Annotated in this window: 12 protein-coding genes and 1 pseudogene; 6 read left to right on the top strand and 7 right to left on the bottom strand. The window is 57.3% G+C overall.

What is annotated here, in order from left to right:
* Positions 1 to 375 precede the first annotated feature (375 nt).
* The 4 genes from katG to ACA056_RS11850 all read left to right on the top strand — a co-directional run bounded on the left by katG (position 376) and on the right by ACA056_RS11850 (position 5,995).
* Complete coding sequence (gene katG / locus ACA056_RS11865; RefSeq protein WP_497272921.1) at positions 376 to 2,631, top strand: catalase/peroxidase HPI; 2,256 nt, start codon at positions 376 to 378, stop codon at positions 2,629 to 2,631.
* A 151-nt stretch (positions 2,632 to 2,782) separates the two neighbouring features.
* Entirely contained in the window at positions 2,783 to 3,802 is a 1,020-nt protein-coding gene (locus tag ACA056_RS11860) for an AbrB family transcriptional regulator (protein WP_497272919.1), read from the top strand.
* Between the two features lie 272 nt (positions 3,803 to 4,074).
* Positions 4,075 to 4,893: a diaminopimelate epimerase gene (gene dapF / locus ACA056_RS11855; protein WP_497272917.1), complete on the top strand. Its 819-nt coding sequence runs from the start codon at positions 4,075 to 4,077 to the stop codon at positions 4,891 to 4,893.
* 478 nt (positions 4,894 to 5,371) lie between these two features.
* Positions 5,372 to 5,995, top strand: a complete 624-nt coding sequence (locus tag ACA056_RS11850) for a hypothetical protein (RefSeq protein ID WP_497272915.1) — start codon at positions 5,372 to 5,374, stop codon at positions 5,993 to 5,995.
* Positions 5,996 to 6,077: 82 nt separating this feature from the next.
* Here ACA056_RS11850 and ACA056_RS11845 read toward each other — a convergent pair whose 3' ends face one another.
* Positions 6,078 to 6,443, bottom strand: a complete 366-nt coding sequence (locus tag ACA056_RS11845) for an avidin-fold protein (protein WP_497273528.1) — start codon at positions 6,441 to 6,443, stop codon at positions 6,078 to 6,080.
* 201 nt (positions 6,444 to 6,644) lie between these two features.
* Between ACA056_RS11845 and ACA056_RS11840 the strand changes: the two genes are divergently transcribed.
* Complete coding sequence (locus ACA056_RS11840) at positions 6,645 to 6,911, top strand: hypothetical protein (protein WP_497272913.1); 267 nt, start codon at positions 6,645 to 6,647, stop codon at positions 6,909 to 6,911.
* 117 nt (positions 6,912 to 7,028) lie between these two features.
* Here ACA056_RS11840 and mqo read toward each other — a convergent pair whose 3' ends face one another.
* Positions 7,029 to 8,675, bottom strand: coding sequence for a malate dehydrogenase (quinone) (mqo, locus tag ACA056_RS11835; RefSeq protein WP_497272911.1), 1,647 nt, complete (start codon positions 8,673 to 8,675; stop codon positions 7,029 to 7,031).
* A gap of 384 nt (positions 8,676 to 9,059) precedes the next feature.
* Here mqo and ilvD point away from each other — a divergent pair, with 384 nt between their 5' ends.
* Positions 9,060 to 10,742 (top strand): dihydroxy-acid dehydratase, encoded by a 1,683-nt coding sequence (gene ilvD / locus ACA056_RS11830; protein WP_497272909.1) that lies wholly within the window; start codon positions 9,060 to 9,062, stop codon positions 10,740 to 10,742.
* 141 nt (positions 10,743 to 10,883) lie between these two features.
* Here ilvD and ACA056_RS11825 read toward each other — a convergent pair whose 3' ends face one another.
* The 5 genes and pseudogenes from ACA056_RS11825 to ACA056_RS11805 form a co-directional block, all read right to left on the bottom strand.
* Positions 10,884 to 11,609: a methyl-accepting chemotaxis protein gene (locus ACA056_RS11825; RefSeq protein ID WP_497273527.1), complete on the bottom strand. Its 726-nt coding sequence runs from the start codon at positions 11,607 to 11,609 to the stop codon at positions 10,884 to 10,886.
* Between the two features lie 132 nt (positions 11,610 to 11,741).
* Positions 11,742 to 12,497, bottom strand: a pseudogene (locus tag ACA056_RS11820) (MCP four helix bundle domain-containing protein); the annotation flags it as partial.
* A 165-nt stretch (positions 12,498 to 12,662) separates the two neighbouring features.
* Positions 12,663 to 13,610 (bottom strand): phosphatidate cytidylyltransferase, encoded by a 948-nt coding sequence (locus ACA056_RS11815; protein WP_497272907.1) that lies wholly within the window; start codon positions 13,608 to 13,610, stop codon positions 12,663 to 12,665.
* On the bottom strand, positions 13,607 to 14,206 hold the full coding sequence (locus ACA056_RS11810; RefSeq protein ID WP_046049021.1) for a lysophospholipid acyltransferase family protein: 600 nt from the start codon (positions 14,204 to 14,206) through the stop codon (positions 13,607 to 13,609). The genes ACA056_RS11815 and ACA056_RS11810 overlap by 4 nt, the downstream gene beginning before the upstream one ends.
* Entirely contained in the window at positions 14,193 to 14,825 is a 633-nt protein-coding gene (locus tag ACA056_RS11805; protein ID WP_497272905.1) for a CDP-alcohol phosphatidyltransferase family protein, read from the bottom strand. Before ACA056_RS11805 ends, ACA056_RS11810 begins: the two co-directional genes overlap by 14 nt.
* Positions 14,826 to 14,907: the final 82 nt, after the last annotated feature.

Raw genomic sequence — 14,907 nt, 5'->3', positions numbered from 1 at the left:
TTTCCCGCGTCTATGCTTCAAATAGATGCGGGGCCTGCCCCTGATGCCAGTAAAAGACTCTGCCTATCACGACCCAATACTCCCCCTATTAGCTGACTTCCCAACTGGGGTCTAACCTTACTCGAGCGCCGGCCCCCTAAGCCGGCCGGTCAAGAGCTGATAAGGAGATAGGAATGGGTCAGAAGCCTGACTAAACCTGCCGTAGGCCACCGTGCAGGCAACTCGATTGCCGCTGTTCAGAATTCCCGTGTGATCAAAACAATCAGTTGATCAAACTGCTGGCCCTGCAGCCTGTGTCATTGGTTTCGCTCGTTGCTATTTAACGCCCACGTTGGGCCGGATAGCCGGATGAACACGACCAAAGGTAGCTCACACATGGCAAATGAATCGAAATGCCCGTTCAATCACGCCGCTGGCGGTGGCACGACGAACCGCGATTGGTGGCCGAACCAACTGAATCTGAAGATCCTCCATCAGCACTCGTCCCTGTCCGATCCGATGGACGAGGGCTTCAACTACGCCGAAGCATTCAAAAGCCTGGACTTTGAAGCGGTCAAAAGAGACCTGACTGCGTTGATGACCGATTCCCAGGACTGGTGGCCGGCAGACTTCGGTCACTACGGGCCACTCTTCATTCGCATGGCTTGGCACTCCGCCGGTACGTACCGCACCGGTGACGGTCGTGGTGGCGCCGGCTCCGGTCAGCAACGCTTCGCGCCGCTCAACAGTTGGCCGGACAACGTCAGCCTCGACAAGGCGCGCCGGCTGCTCTGGCCGATCAAGCAAAAATATGGCCGCAAAATTTCCTGGGCGGATCTGATCGTCCTTACCGGCAACGTCGCGCTGGAGTCCATGGGCTTCAAGACGTTCGGCTTTTCCGGCGGTCGTCCGGACGTTTGGGAACCTGATGAAGACGTCTACTGGGGCTCGGAAAACAAATGGCTGGGCGGCGACACCCGCTACGGCAAAGAGCAGAAGGTTATGCAAGAGCCCGGCGAAGGCCCTCTCGTAGCCGAGCCGGGGGAAAACGAGGAGAGCCGCACCGACCAGGGGCGCTTCCTGGAGAACCCGCTCGCCGCCGTGCAAATGGGCCTGATCTACGTGAACCCGGAAGGCCCGGAAGGCAACCCGGACCCGGTCGCGGCCGGGAAGGACATCCGCGAAACCTTCGCGCGCATGGCGATGAATGACGAAGAAACCGTGGCACTGATCGCTGGCGGCCACGCCTTCGGCAAAACCCACGGCGCCGGACCTGCCGACAATGTCGGCGCCGAGCCCGAAGCCGCTGGCCTCGAAGCACAGGGCTTTGGCTGGAAGAACAGCTTCGGCACCGGCAAAGGCGCGGACACCATCACCAGCGGTCTGGAAGTGACCTGGACCACCACGCCCACGAAATGGAGCAACAACTACCTGGAGAACCTGTTCGGCTTCGAGTGGGAACTGAGTAAAAGCCCGGCCGGTGCGAACCAGTGGATACCGAAAAACAACGCCGGCGCCGGCATCATTCCGGATGCTCACGACCCGTCCAAACGTCGTAATCCGACCATGCTGACCACCGACCTGTCGCTGCGATTCGACCCGATCTATGAACCGATTTCGCGGCGTTTCCTGGCCAATCCAGACCAGTTGGCCGACGCATTCGCCCGTGCCTGGTTCAAGCTGATCCACCGCGACATGGGTCCCCTCTCCCGCTACCTCGGCCCGGAAATGCCGAGCGAAGAACTGATTTGGCAAGATCCGATTCCAGATGTCGACCATCCTTTGGTCACCGACAGCGATGTCGCCGCGCTCAAAAGTAAACTTCTGGCCTCAGGCCTGTCGGTCTCGCAGCTTGTATCAACGGCTTGGGCGGCGGCTTCGACCTTCCGTGGCTCCGACAAACGCGGCGGCGCCAACGGTGGGCGCTTGCGTCTGGCCCCACAGAAATTCTGGCAGGCCAACCAGCCTGACCAACTGGCGAACGTGCTGGCGAAACTCGAAGGTATCCAAAGCGAGTTCAACAGCGGCGGCAAGAAGATCTCACTGGCAGACCTGATCGTGCTGGCCGGTAACGCAGGCGTCGAACAGGCGGCGAAAAATGCTGGTCAAACCGTGACGGTACCTTTCTCGCCAGGACGGATGGACGCCACCCAAGAGCAGACGGACGTGGAGTCTTTCGGCTTCCTCGAACCCATCGCCGATGGCTTTCGCAACTACCTCAAAGGCAGGTACCGCATCCCGGCCGAGCAGCTGTTGATCGACAAGGCGCAACTGCTGACACTCACCGCGCCAGAAATGACCGCGCTCATTGGCGGCATGCGCGTGCTGAACACCAACGTCGGACAAACCAAGCACGGTGTATTCACCAAGCAGCCGGAAGCGTTGACCAACGACTTCTTCAAAAACCTGCTGGATATGGGCGTGGAATGGAAACCGGTGTCGGAGGCTAATGAAGAGTTTGAAGGGCGCGATCGCAAAACCGGCGAAGTGAAGTGGACAGGCACCCGTGTCGACCTCGTCTTCGGCTCAAATGCGCAGCTGCGAGCGTTGGCGGAAGTCTATGCAACCGCTGATGCCCAGGAGAAGTTCGTCAAAGACTTCGTAGCCGCCTGGGCAAAAGTGATGGATCTGGATCGCTTCGAGATTAAGTAACGCAGCAGTATCGCTGAAACTGCAACGCCTCCCACTGTGGAGGCGTTGTGCTTTTTGTCACTTGACGCTTCACTCCGTTAGATGGGAAAACGTGCGTGGCCCGGATGCAAGCGTTGGGTTCAACAAGAATCAAGGAAGACTCATCAACACCATGAAAACCCTATTGTGTTTGCTGATCGCCACCGGCGTCGGCACCGCGCTGCAATATGCCGGTCTCCCTCATGGCCTGTTGCTGGGCTCCATACTCGCCACCGCGTTGATCGCCAGCAACTTGCGTTTTTCCCCCACGCTGCCCTTCAGCCTTGGCTACGTGCAAATCGTGTTGGGGATCGCGACCGGCCTGATGTTCGCGTCGTGGAACAGCCAAACAGCGGCCGCCATGTTGCCCAGCCTGGGCTTCATGCTGCTGGGCCTGACGGTCCAGAGCACCGTGGCCGGTTTGTGGCTGCTCAAGGTCTCGGGATGGAACCCGAAGGACTCCCTGTTAGCCGTGTATCCGGGCGCACTCGCCGCCGTGTTCGATTTACTTGAGTCCGAACGCGCGTCCAGCAAAGTGATCGTCGTGCACCTGGTCCGACTGCTGTCGATCACCGTGCTGGTCAGTTTTTGCATTCCCGGACAAACCGACGTGGCGCTTACCGAGAGCAGCCCGCTGCTCACGAGTACTGCGCTGACCCTGCTGTCGCTGATCGCATTAAGCATGTTGTTCGGCCGCTTGCTGTTGCGGGTCGGCGTTCCGGCACCGTTCATGCTCACCGCGATCGTCGTCACCGGCGTCTACATCAAACTGGGCTATCTCCAGGCCTTCCACCTGCCGTCATGGAGTGTCGACACCGCCGTGGTCCTCCTCGGCGTGCTGATTGGCTCGAAATTCAAAGACATCAGCCTCGCAGAACTTGTCCGCCACGGACGAGCCGGGTTGATGGCCGTCGCCTTGATGTTGCTGATCGCAGCGGCGTTTGCCGCAGTGGCCGGACGGGTCCTGGGCAGCGATCCCTTGTCGTTGTGGCTGGCGTACATGCCTGGCGCCATCGAAACCATCGCCCTCGTCGCCTTCAGTGGCGGGCTGAACGTGGTGTTCATCCTGACCCATCATCTGGTGCGAATGGTCGTGTTGCACTTTGCGCCGGCGTTGCTCGTTCAGGCGCGGCGCTGGCGGGAGGATGTCTGATCGCAGGAAGGACTAAGCGGGAGAGATCGTGGCCAGGGCACCAATCAAAATGGTCAACACCAGAAATCCACCCAGGAAAATCGCCATCTTGCCCATTGGGCCTCCTACATTATGAGTTTGCGGTGCAGTGGCTTCCGCGACTGCGGAGCGTGCCGTTATTGTGAGCCGGCGGCTGCGTGCATTACAGATGCAGATAGCGCAGGAAAATACGGATCAGAACACCGAATTGGGACTAGATCGCCTTTAAACGTCAATTCCGCCAGGATCTATTTATGCCGCTGAGTTTTCATAAAATGCATGCCAATGGCGATGACTTCATTATTGTGGACTCGCGAAACGCGGCCAATCCAATGACAAGTACCCTGGCTCGGCGAATGGGTGATCGGAACCGGGGAGTCGGATTCAATCAACTCGCGGTGGTGCTCGATTGCGATGATGCAGATGCGCGTTTGATGTTTTGGAATGCAGATGGCTCCACGCTGGAGGTTTGTGGCAGTGCAACGCGGGGCGCCGCGGATATGCTGATGCGCGAATCAAATATTACCTCGATAGCGCTCCGAACCAACCGCGGTCTACTCACTTGCGAACGAACTTCAACCGGCGCAATTTCTGTCAGCATGGGGGAGCCGCTTTTCGACTGGTCGGATATTCCCCTGGCTCTGGAACTGGATACAACTGTTTTGCCACTTGCTGGTGGCCCAACAGCTTGCAGCATGGGAAATCCGCACTGCACCTATTTTGTGGATGATCTAACAGCCATTGATATAGCGACAATCGGCCCGACAATTGAAACAAATCCCCTATTCCCCCTCAGGACGAACGTGCATTTCGTCCAGATCATTAACCGAAAGCATATTCGGTTGCGCATTTGGGAGCGCTGGGGTGGCATTCCGCTCGGCTCAGGTTCCTGCTCTTGTGGCGCCGCTGTTAACGGAATTCGTCGTGGCTTGTTAGACAATTCCGTTGAGGTTGAATGTGACGGTGGAACCGTAACGGTTCAATGGGATGGAGTGGGACCTGTCTTTCTCATCGGGCCGGTAGAGACAGCTTTTTCGGGAATGATCACGGATAGCTTATTGCAAGGCTTATAGCAGCTATCTCGTTATACACAGAGGCGGTGTTCATTCACGACAAGGCACGATAAAGGTGACTTTATATTTAAGTGCCGCCTGTATTCCTTACAAATAGATCCGTCCACTTTTCCCAATACATCCTGCACTCCAACAAAGTAGAACCCTCAATGCCCAAAAGGTACTTCCACGAAATCTGGCTCTCCCCTGACGAAGACAGCCAACTGCTCCCCTCCTGCATCTCCCTCGGCCCTACCGGAGATGCCGCCCGAAACCTGAACGAGCCTGGCAGTGAATGTATATGGGTTTTCTGGGCTATGTCCCATATTGAAGCAATGCAGATTTACTACGACTTTCTGGATTTAGGAACGTATCGAACCGAGTTTCCAGAGGACTCGGAACCCTACCCGGATGCTTGGATAGCAGAGCAGCACGCCTATCTGTCAGTACTCAAAAACGGACAAGGTTGATTTGTAATTTCAGGGATCGAGGATAGGGAATGAATATTTTCAGCCGCATCAAAATCTTCGTAAGGCGAGCCCCGGAAGAACAAGTCGCCGGTTACTCCATACCAGAGTTGAAGTCAGTTTTTACTAAGCCGTTATCACGCCTTACTTGGCCTTTGACTGACTATCCGCAGGTGGTGTCTTTGGAGAATATCGGCGTCTCGGCCTTTTACTCAGCTTTCTTAATCGGCTATGAAGACGCTCATAAGTTTTCGGCACTCGTCGAACCGAATTTCAGCTTCAAGACTGAAAAACTATTCAACGACCCTCCCGTAAAACATTACTCAGACATCCGAGAAAACAACCACTTGATCTATTTCAGATCCGACGGAGAATTTAACGCCACAACGATCCGGGTGGTTACGAACAGCGTCGAATTTCTGAACATCATTCAGCTTGAGAAATTGACCGTTCCGCCACCCTGGATAGCGTTTGAGGGGTACAACCCTTTGTGGTGGGGAGGAAATATGCAAGGTGCTCAGGGCTACTATAACGACAGCTACTTCTCGCCGTTTTTTACTAATTTAAGCGGAGCAGAAAGGGAGATTTACTACGCAAGATACAACGCGCCGAATGAATGGATAAAAAGCTTGGAATTGATGTACGACATTGAATGATCGTTCACCTTTCTGGGGCAATAGCCGGAGCCGCCACCTGACCAATCACCGGCGGCGGAGCCCGACTTTTTCTGCTTAACCGCTACGCGACAAGCTCGACGTAGCTCGACTCCCCACCTCCAGTCGCGCCCGACAACCAACCCCATACAAAGGTCAGAGTGGTACGTCCTGCGTGATCAACGCCTACCTCGCCACGAGACCAGCCGGCAAGCATCTCACCATCCGTAGTCAGGCACTGATAAAGAAGCTCAATGGTATCGGGGCCTGTCACGCGTCCGACTTGATTACCCATGCGGATATGGCCACCCTGATAAGTGCCCCAAATAGCATCTTCCTCGACATGGTAGTGAAATACTGTGCGTGCATCGGATAGCCCGTGGGCGTTGTCTGCTACCGAAAATCGGCGATTGTTCAAACGCTCGCTGATTTGAGAAAAGGGGATTTCCATAAATGTCGCGTCCTTTAGTCGAGATATTCCATTCCAGCCTTCGATGATCTTAAGCCATTTTGTTGCGACGGATGAAGGCACTGCTTTGGCCATCTCTGGAGCTACGAACTCAAGAGCCACAACCGCTTGTCAGCTCCTCAGCACCTTCCCCTTCCCGGTTTTTCCAACGCTATACACCCCCTCACATTGCAGGCCTAAATGATGAACAGGACAATTGCTGCTCTCACGATCGCGGGCCTGTTCGCCTGCTCGCTTTTCGCGTTTGCTGCCGAAAAGGTGACTGAAGACTCTGCCGCGCTTCCTGAAATCAACCAGGCTCAGGGCTCTGAATCCAAGGAGGACAAGGCCGACAAAAAAGGTGAGGAAGCTGCGGGTTCAAACTCCGGTGCGGACTCGGAAGAGACGGACAAAGATGCGGCCACCTCTAGCGGTTCGAAGGACGTTGAGAAAAAACCAACGCAGTATTGAGATAGCGGTCTGCCCGCTTCGGCCTTAAGTGTTGCGTAACCTGCAAGAACTGAATTGCGCCCACAAAAAAGCCCACTGACCGTCACCGGTTCAGTGGGCTTTTGATTAGGCCTCTAGTTACAGAGCCATATCAGTCGCAGCATTAGCTTTTGGCGCCTTAGCCGGAGCAGCCGGAGCAGCAGCCGGAGCCACCACCTGACCAATCGCCGGCGGCGGAGTCAGCTGCAACACCTTGGCGGTGTAAGCCCACTCCTCAGCCACCTTCTCAGGACTGCCATTCAACTGAGTGCCATAACTCGGCACGATCTGGTGCAGCTTTTCCTGCCAGGCTGGGGAAGCAACCTTGTCCTTGAACACTTTCTGCAGCACGGTCAGCATGATCGGCGCAGCAGTCGATGCACCCGGCGATGCGCCCAGCAAACCAGCAATGGTGCCGTCTTGCGAAGCAACAATCTCAGTACCCAACTTCAGCACGCCACCGGCAGCTTCATCACGCTTGATGATCTGCACGCGCTGGCCGGCTTGCCACAGGCGCCAGTCTTCGGCTTTGGCGTTCGGGAAGTATTCTTTCAGGGCGTTGAGGCGGTCTTCGTCAGACAGCATCAGTTGGCCGGCGAGGTACTCGACCAGCGGGTATTCCTTGATGCCGACTTTGGTCATTGGCCACACGTTGTGCGTGGTGGTGGTGGTCAGCAGGTCCAGGTACGAGCCTTCTTTCAGGAACTTGGTGCTGAAGGTCGCGAATGGGCCAAACAGGATGACGCGCTTGCCGTCCAGGACACGGGTGTCCAGGTGCGGAACCGACATTGGCGGTGCGCCAACCGAGGCTTTGCCGTAGGCCTTGGCCAGGTGTTGCTCGGCGATGGTCGGGTTTTCGGTGACGAGGAACGAGCCGCCTACCGGGAAGCCTGCGTATTCCTTGGCTTCAGGAATGCCGGACTTCTGCAGCAGGTGCAGTGCACCGCCGCCCGCGCCGATGAACACGAACTTGGCGTCGGTTTCGGTTTTGGTGCCGTCTTTCAGGTTTTTGTAGCTGACGCGCCAGCTGCCGTCTTCGTTCTTGGTGATGTCTTGCACTTCGCTAGACAGTTTCAAGTCGAACTTTGGCGTGGTTTGCAGGTGCGCAACGAATTGGCGGGTGATCTCGCCGAAGTTCACGTCGGTACCGATCGGAGACCAGGTGGCCGCGACTTTCTGGTTCGGGTCACGCCCTTCCATCATCAGCGGAACCCACTTCTTGATCACTGCCGGGTCTACGGAGTACTGCATGCCGGCGAACAGCGGGCTCGCTTGCAGGGCTTCGTAGCGCTTTTTCAGGAACTTGATGTTGTCATCGCCCCACACAAAGCTCATGTGTGGCGTGGAGTTGATGAACGAACGCGGGTTTTTCAGCACGCCTTGCTGAACCTGCCAGGCCCAGAACTGACGGGAGATCTGGAAGGCTTCGTTGATTTCAACGGCTTTCGGGATCTGAACGTTGCCTTTATCGTCTTCCGGGGTGTAGTTCAACTCGGCCAGGGCGGAGTGACCGGTACCGGCGTTGTTCCAGCCGTTGGAGCTTTCCTGGGCGACGCCGTCGAGGCGCTCGACCATTTCCATCGACATACCCGGTTCCAGCTCATTGAGCCAGACACCGAGGGTCGCGCTCATGATGCCGCCGCCGATGAGCAGCACATCGACTTTCTTTGCCTCTTCCGCTTGCGCGGACGCGATCCCCATCGACAAAGCCAGCCCCAGCAGGGCCGTGTTCATTTTTTTAAACATGTGTAGCACCTATGATAAAACGCCATCCGCCCTTCCATCCCCACGCTTGAGGCCCCTGGTTCACGGCATGCAGGCAGCATGCTGTGGGTTCCGCACTCACAAGGATTGGAGGGTGGGCACACAAGGCCGACGTGTCCATCGACCTCAGTTTATATGTCCCTACTGAACTGACTTTTTATCGTTATTGGCTTCAGCTACTTGAGCGACAGTGATTCTGTTGGCGCGTCTCAAGGACGCGCAAACTGAATAGGTCAAAGCAAGTTAGGCGAAGAATATCACGACACGGCAAACCCGCGCGTCTGTTCCCGACTTGATAGTCCGGGCAGGAGCGCTGAGCCCACTATACTGATCGTGATTTTCTCGACGAGCCTGTGAGGAGCAGTCATGAGCGACAAAAACGATTTGCGCAAATATTCCTCCCAAGTGGTCGACGGCGTGGAACGTGCGCCGGGACGATCCATGCTGCGCGCCGTGGGTTTCACGGACGAGGACTTCAAGAAACCGCAGATCGGCATCGCCTCCACCTGGGCGATGGTCACGCCCTGCAACATGCACATCGACAAGCTGGCGATTGAAGCCGAAAAAGGCGCGAATACCGCTGGCGCCAAGGGCGTCATTTTCAACACGATCACCATTTCCGACGGCATCGCCAACGGCACCGAAGGCATGAAGTATTCGCTGGTGTCGCGGGAAGTGATCGCCGATTCCATTGAAGTCGTGGCCGGCTGCGAAGGCTTTGACGGCCTGGTGACCGTGGGCGGTTGTGACAAGAACATGCCGGGCTGCCTGATCGGCATGGCGCGGCTGAATCGCCCTTCCATCTTCGTCTATGGCGGCACCATCCGGCCGGGCGCCGGCCACACCGACATCATCTCCGTGTTCGAGGCTGTGGGACAGCACGCGCGGGGGGATATCAGCGAGATTCAGGTCAAGCAAATCGAGGAAGTGGCGATTCCCGGCCCCGGCTCCTGTGGCGGCATGTACACGGCCAACACCATGGCTTCCGCGATTGAGGCGCTGGGCATGAGCCTGCCGGGTTCCAGCTCTCAGGACGCCGTCGGCAGCGACAAGGCGTCGGACAGTTTCCGCGCCGGCCAGCAGGTCATGGAGCTGCTCAAGCAAGACATCAAACCGCGCGACATCATGACCCGCAAAGCCTTTGAAAATGCGATTCGCGTGGTGATCGCCCTCGCCGGCTCGACCAATGCCGTGCTGCATCTTCTGGCCATGGCGCATGCCGTGGATGTCGAGCTGACGCTGGATGATTTCGTCGAGCTGGGCAAAGTGTCGCCGGTGGTGGCCGACCTGCGCCCCAGTGGTCAATACATGATGAGTGAACTGGTGGCCATCGGCGGCATTCAGCCGCTGATGAAGCGCATGCTCGCCGCCGGCATGCTGCATGGCGATGCGCTGACGGTCACCGGCAAGACCCTGGCCGAAAACCTGGAAAACGTGCCCGACTATCCCGAGGGACAGGACGTGATCCTGCCCTTCGACCAACCGATCAAAAAAGACTCCCATTTAGTGGTGCTGCGCGGCAACCTTTCGCCCACTGGTGCAGTGGCCAAGATCACCGGCAAGGAAGGTTTGCGCTTTGAAGGCACGGCGCGGGTCTACCACGGTGAGGAAGGTGCGCTCACCGGCATCCTCAACGGCGAAGTCAAAGCCGGTGATGTGATCGTGATTCGCTACGAAGGCCCCAAGGGTGGCCCGGGCATGCGCGAAATGCTCTCGCCGACTTCGGCGGTGATGGGCAAAGGGCTGGGCAAGGACGTTGCGCTGATCACCGATGGCCGCTTCTCCGGCGGTTCACATGGGTTTGTGGTGGGCCACATCACACCCGAAGCCTTTGATGGCGGGCCGATCGCGCTGATTGAAGACGGCGACAAGATCACCATCGATGCCGAAACACGGCAGATTACGGTCGATGTCTCTGACGCCGAACTGGCCGAGCGCAAGACCCGTTGGGTGCGCCCGGAATCCAAGTACAAACGCGGGGTGCTGGCCAAGTACGCGAAGACCGTGTCCAGCGCCTCGGAAGGCGCGGTGACGGATAAGTATCTTTAGGGCTTTGGTTCGGTGCCGCCTGAGATATTGCCTTCGCGAGCAGGCTCGCTCCCACTTTGGAATGCATTTCAAATGTGGGAGCGAGCCTGCTCGCGAAGAGGCCCTCACAATCACCGAAAAATCAATTGATCGACACCAGCCTCAAAGCCGAAACCGATCCACCGACTGCGACAGCTTGCCTGCCAGGGTGGACAACTCATCGGTGGTCGAGGCGGTCCGGCCAATGACCTTGCTGTTGCCTTCGGACATGCCGGCAATCATTTCGACCTGATGGGCGATTTCATTGCTGGCCAGGCTCTGCTCACCGATGGTGCGGGTGATGTCGTTGACCAGTTGCGTGGTGTTCAACGTGGCGTCGAGGATTTCGCGGATGGCGCGCTCGACGTCGGTGGTCACGGCCATGCCTTTGTCGACCTGCGCCACGCCCGCCTCCATGCTGGTCACCGCTTCACGGGTGCTTTGCTGGATGCGTGAGACCATCGTGGCAATTTCCTGGGTGGAGGCGCTGGTGCGTCCCGCCAAGCTGCGCACTTCGTCGGCCACCACGGCAAATCCACGGCCCTGCTCACCGGCGCGAGCGGCTTCGATCGCGGCGTTGAGCGCCAGCAGGTTGGTTTGGTCGGCGATGCCCTTGATCACCTGAATGATGCTGAAAATACCTTCGGACTCCTTGTCCAGCGTGCGGATCACCTGGGCCGATTGCTGCGCCGAACGCGCAATGCCGTCCATGTCGCTAACCACCTGATGGATCACACGACCGCCATCCTTGGCCAGTGCCTCGGCCTGATTGGCCATGTTCAGCGCACGCTCGGCGTGCCGGGTAATTTCCTCAATGCTCGCGGTCATTTCACTGGCGGCAGCCGCCATGGTGCTGGCCGCTACGCTTTGTTGCTGGCTGCTGCCGGCGACTTCGTGGCAGCCGCTGCTCAATTGCGCACTCATGCCGCTCACGCCGTGGGCGTTGCTGCGCACGACTTCGATCATGCCGCGCAGGTCGCGCTGCATGGTCGCGAGGCTGCGAATCAGCGCGCTGGCTTCATCGTTGTGAGTGGGCTCGACAATCGGTTCGCTCAGGTTGCCATGGGCGATGCTGTCGGCGATGCGGCTGGCGGTCTGCAACGGCCCCATGATGCTCAGCATCACCCAGCGCCCTTGGGCCAGCAGCAATAACAGGCTGGCGATCAGGACGCCGCCGAGGGTGAAGTTGGCGTTACTGATGACTTTCTGAGTGCCGACACTGGTCTGTTGGGTGTTGGTTTCGATCAGTTCGCTGAGGGCGGCCATCTGATCTTCCAGCTGGCTGAATACGCTACTGAAACTGCCCAGTTGTTGCTGCGCGGCTTCCGGATTTTCCAGCGCCAGCGCGACGATGCGTTCGGCTGCGCTGATGTAGGTATCGAGGCTGGGCTTGATCTTGTTCAGACCCGCTTTAAGGGTGTCGTTGACCGGCAGCTTGAGGTTTTCACCGAGCATTTCACGAAAGTGCGCCGCATGCTCCTCGATGGAACTGCGCACCTCGGCTTTGCTGCTGGTGCTTTTACCCAACCCGACCAGCATCGCGGACAGCACGTCGGCGCGTAACGCGTCGTGCATCATGTCGGCTTCGAGGTGATTGCGCAGCACGGCCATACTGACCTCATTGTCACTCACCGCCTCAGCCATCTGGGTGTTTCCCAGGTAACTGACCAGACTCATGATCAACGCGGTAATCAGCCCGGTGCCAATCAGCAGAATCAAACGTAATTTTATGGACACTCTGTGGATCCTCTCTCAGTACGTTTGTCAGTGGCGTAAAGCCAACTGCGCATTGGTTTGCTGAAAGGGTTATCGGCTGGCACGAGTGGTTAATGAAGCGACGTATCCATACGCGCATGTCTTTGCGACATGCGGTATGTTTTTTCGGTTTTGATGGCGCCCGAATCAGGCAGCGGAGAAGAAGTATCGCGTCAGGTGGAAGAAGATCGGCGCCGCGAAGCAAATCGAGTCCATCCGGTCGAGCATGCCGCCGTGACCTTTGATCATGGTTCCCCAGTCCTTGGCGCTCAAACTGCGTTTGATTGCCGACATGACCAGACCACCGAGGAAGCCCATCACCACGATGACGAACGACATCATCAGTGACTGCCAGAAGCTGAAGGGGGTCATCCAGAACATGCAGCCGCCAATCAGCGTTGCAGACAGGCCTCCACCGACCAGTCCTTCCACCGTTTTTGACGGACTCACCAGCGGCGCAACCTTGTGTTTGCCGAAGAGCTTGCCGAACACGTACTGCAACACGTCACTCAACTGAACGACGAACACCAGATAGAACAGCAGCAGCGCGTTTTGGCCGGTGAACCCTTCCAGATCCAAAAGCAAAAGTGCGGGCGCATGGCTGATGCAATAAATGCAGATCATCACGCCCCACTGGATCTTCGCCGTCCTTTCCAGGAAGCCGTCAGTGTCCTGACTCAGCACCGCAATCGCCGGTAGCAGCAGGAATGAATACACCGGAATCAGCAGCGTAAACATCGAATACCAATGAGTACCGATCAGAATGTATTGCAGCGGGATCAGGATGAAAAACGCCGAAAACAGAGCGTTATGATCACCCCGTCTGGTCGGTGTCAGGGTGATGAACTCCCTGAGCGCGAACAGTGAGATGAATCCGAACAGGACGACCGTTGCATTGCCGCCCAGCAGGTAGGAAGCGAAGAAGATGATGACCATCCCCCACCAGGCATTCACGCGCTGATTGAGGTTTTCGATGGTCGAGACAGCACCTTCCGTTTTGGCCCGCCGGGCCAGCAATCGACCGGCCAGCGAAGCAATCGCCAGCAAGCATGCCAATCCAAAAAAGAACCACAAAAACTTTGATTCAAGACTCATTTCGACAGCCCCACAATGGCGTTACGCGCGCGTTCCAGAAACACCTGTTTATCCTCGCCAGCAATCCTTTCCATCGGATTGCCGATACGGATCGTGCAGATGATCGGCAGAGGGACGTGTTTGCCTTTGGGCATGGAGCGATGAAGGTTTTCCAGGTAGATAGGCACCAGGTCGACATCGGGGAAGGTCTCGGCCAGCCGGAAAAGACCTGATTTGAATTCCCCGGGCAGTGCCTCGGATGAGCGAGTGCCTTCCGGAAAGAAGATGATCGAATGACCCGCCTGCACCACATCGAAAATGGGCTCCAGCGCGTTTTTACCGGGCGCCGGTTTACGGTCAATCAGCACGGCATTCAGGCCTTTCTGGGAGATGTACGACAGAAACCGGTTCTTTCCCCAGTAATCGGCAGCGGCGATCGGCTTCACATTCAACCTGGCTTCGGGCGGCAGGGCCGCAATGATGGCCAAGGTGTCCATGTGACTGGTGTGATTGGCGAAATAGATTCGCTGACGCGTGAGATCCGGCGGACTCTCCCATCTGGCCGTGACGCCAATCAGCAGTCGAAGAACAGAAATCAGCGCATTACTGATCCACATGGTCGGCCCCTTTTAGCTGCCTGGCGATCGCCAGCGTTCGCGTGACGCAGGTTGCGACTGAGCCAATGGCGATGACAGCCAGCGCGATCAACAGTACATAGTGAGTGCCATAAACGCTGGCTTCGACGGCATTCAGCAGCAGTCCTGCGGTCATTACGGCCATTCGATGCTGCTTGGCCATAGGGCCGATGAAGGTCTGCTTGAGGCCAATCGAGCCGCCGAACACCCTGACATAAGCAGTAAGGGTAGCCGCCAGGGCAGCGAACCATCCGAGGTCGGATTGCCCAATGGCATACCCCAACCCTACGATCAGCAGGCTGTCGGCTATCCGGTCCGGGAATTCGTTGTAGAGACTGCCGATGTCGGACTTCTTGCCACCCTCTATCGCCACCATCCCATCGAAGAGGTTGCACAGCAGGCGCAACTGAATGCCGATCGCGCAGCAGATCGATCCAATGACACCGCTATCAATATTGAGCGCCACGACGCCGGCAAACGCGAAGGCGATGCTGGCGACGGATATCTGATTGGGGGAAATGTCTCTTTTCACCAGAATGTCGGTGATGCGTTTTGCCCAGCCCGCAGAGCGCGTCTTGATGGGCCTTCTGTTGTCATCCACTAGCCAATATCCCTATAAATGATGAGTTACTACAGATCGCATTGTAGTGGCGAGTTGCGCTGACCACACCCGGCAATATGCG

Source organism: Pseudomonas sp. LBUM1666 (assembly GCF_059695775.1).
This window is presented reverse-complemented; position numbering and strand designations above follow the sequence as displayed.

Excerpts from the sequence above, each read along its gene's own strand:
- katG (WP_497272921.1), top strand. The coding sequence starts at position 376 with ATGGCAAATGAATCGAAATGCCCGTTCAATCACGCCGCTGGCGGTGGC.
- ACA056_RS11860 (WP_497272919.1), top strand. The coding sequence starts at position 2,783 with ATGAAAACCCTATTGTGTTTGCTGATCGCCACCGGCGTCGGCACCGCG.
- dapF (WP_497272917.1), top strand. The coding sequence starts at position 4,075 with ATGCCGCTGAGTTTTCATAAAATGCATGCCAATGGCGATGACTTCATT.
- ACA056_RS11850 (WP_497272915.1), top strand. The coding sequence starts at position 5,372 with ATGAATATTTTCAGCCGCATCAAAATCTTCGTAAGGCGAGCCCCGGAA.
- ACA056_RS11845 (WP_497273528.1), bottom strand. The coding sequence starts at position 6,443 with ATGGAAATCCCCTTTTCTCAAATCAGCGAGCGTTTGAACAATCGCCGA.
- ACA056_RS11840 (WP_497272913.1), top strand. The coding sequence starts at position 6,645 with ATGAACAGGACAATTGCTGCTCTCACGATCGCGGGCCTGTTCGCCTGC.
- mqo (WP_497272911.1), bottom strand. The coding sequence starts at position 8,675 with ATGTTTAAAAAAATGAACACGGCCCTGCTGGGGCTGGCTTTGTCGATG.
- ilvD (WP_497272909.1), top strand. The coding sequence starts at position 9,060 with ATGAGCGACAAAAACGATTTGCGCAAATATTCCTCCCAAGTGGTCGAC.
- ACA056_RS11825 (WP_497273527.1), bottom strand. The coding sequence starts at position 11,609 with ATGGCGGCTGCCGCCAGTGAAATGACCGCGAGCATTGAGGAAATTACC.
- ACA056_RS11815 (WP_497272907.1), bottom strand. The coding sequence starts at position 13,610 with ATGAGTCTTGAATCAAAGTTTTTGTGGTTCTTTTTTGGATTGGCATGC.
- ACA056_RS11810 (WP_046049021.1), bottom strand. The coding sequence starts at position 14,206 with ATGTGGATCAGTAATGCGCTGATTTCTGTTCTTCGACTGCTGATTGGC.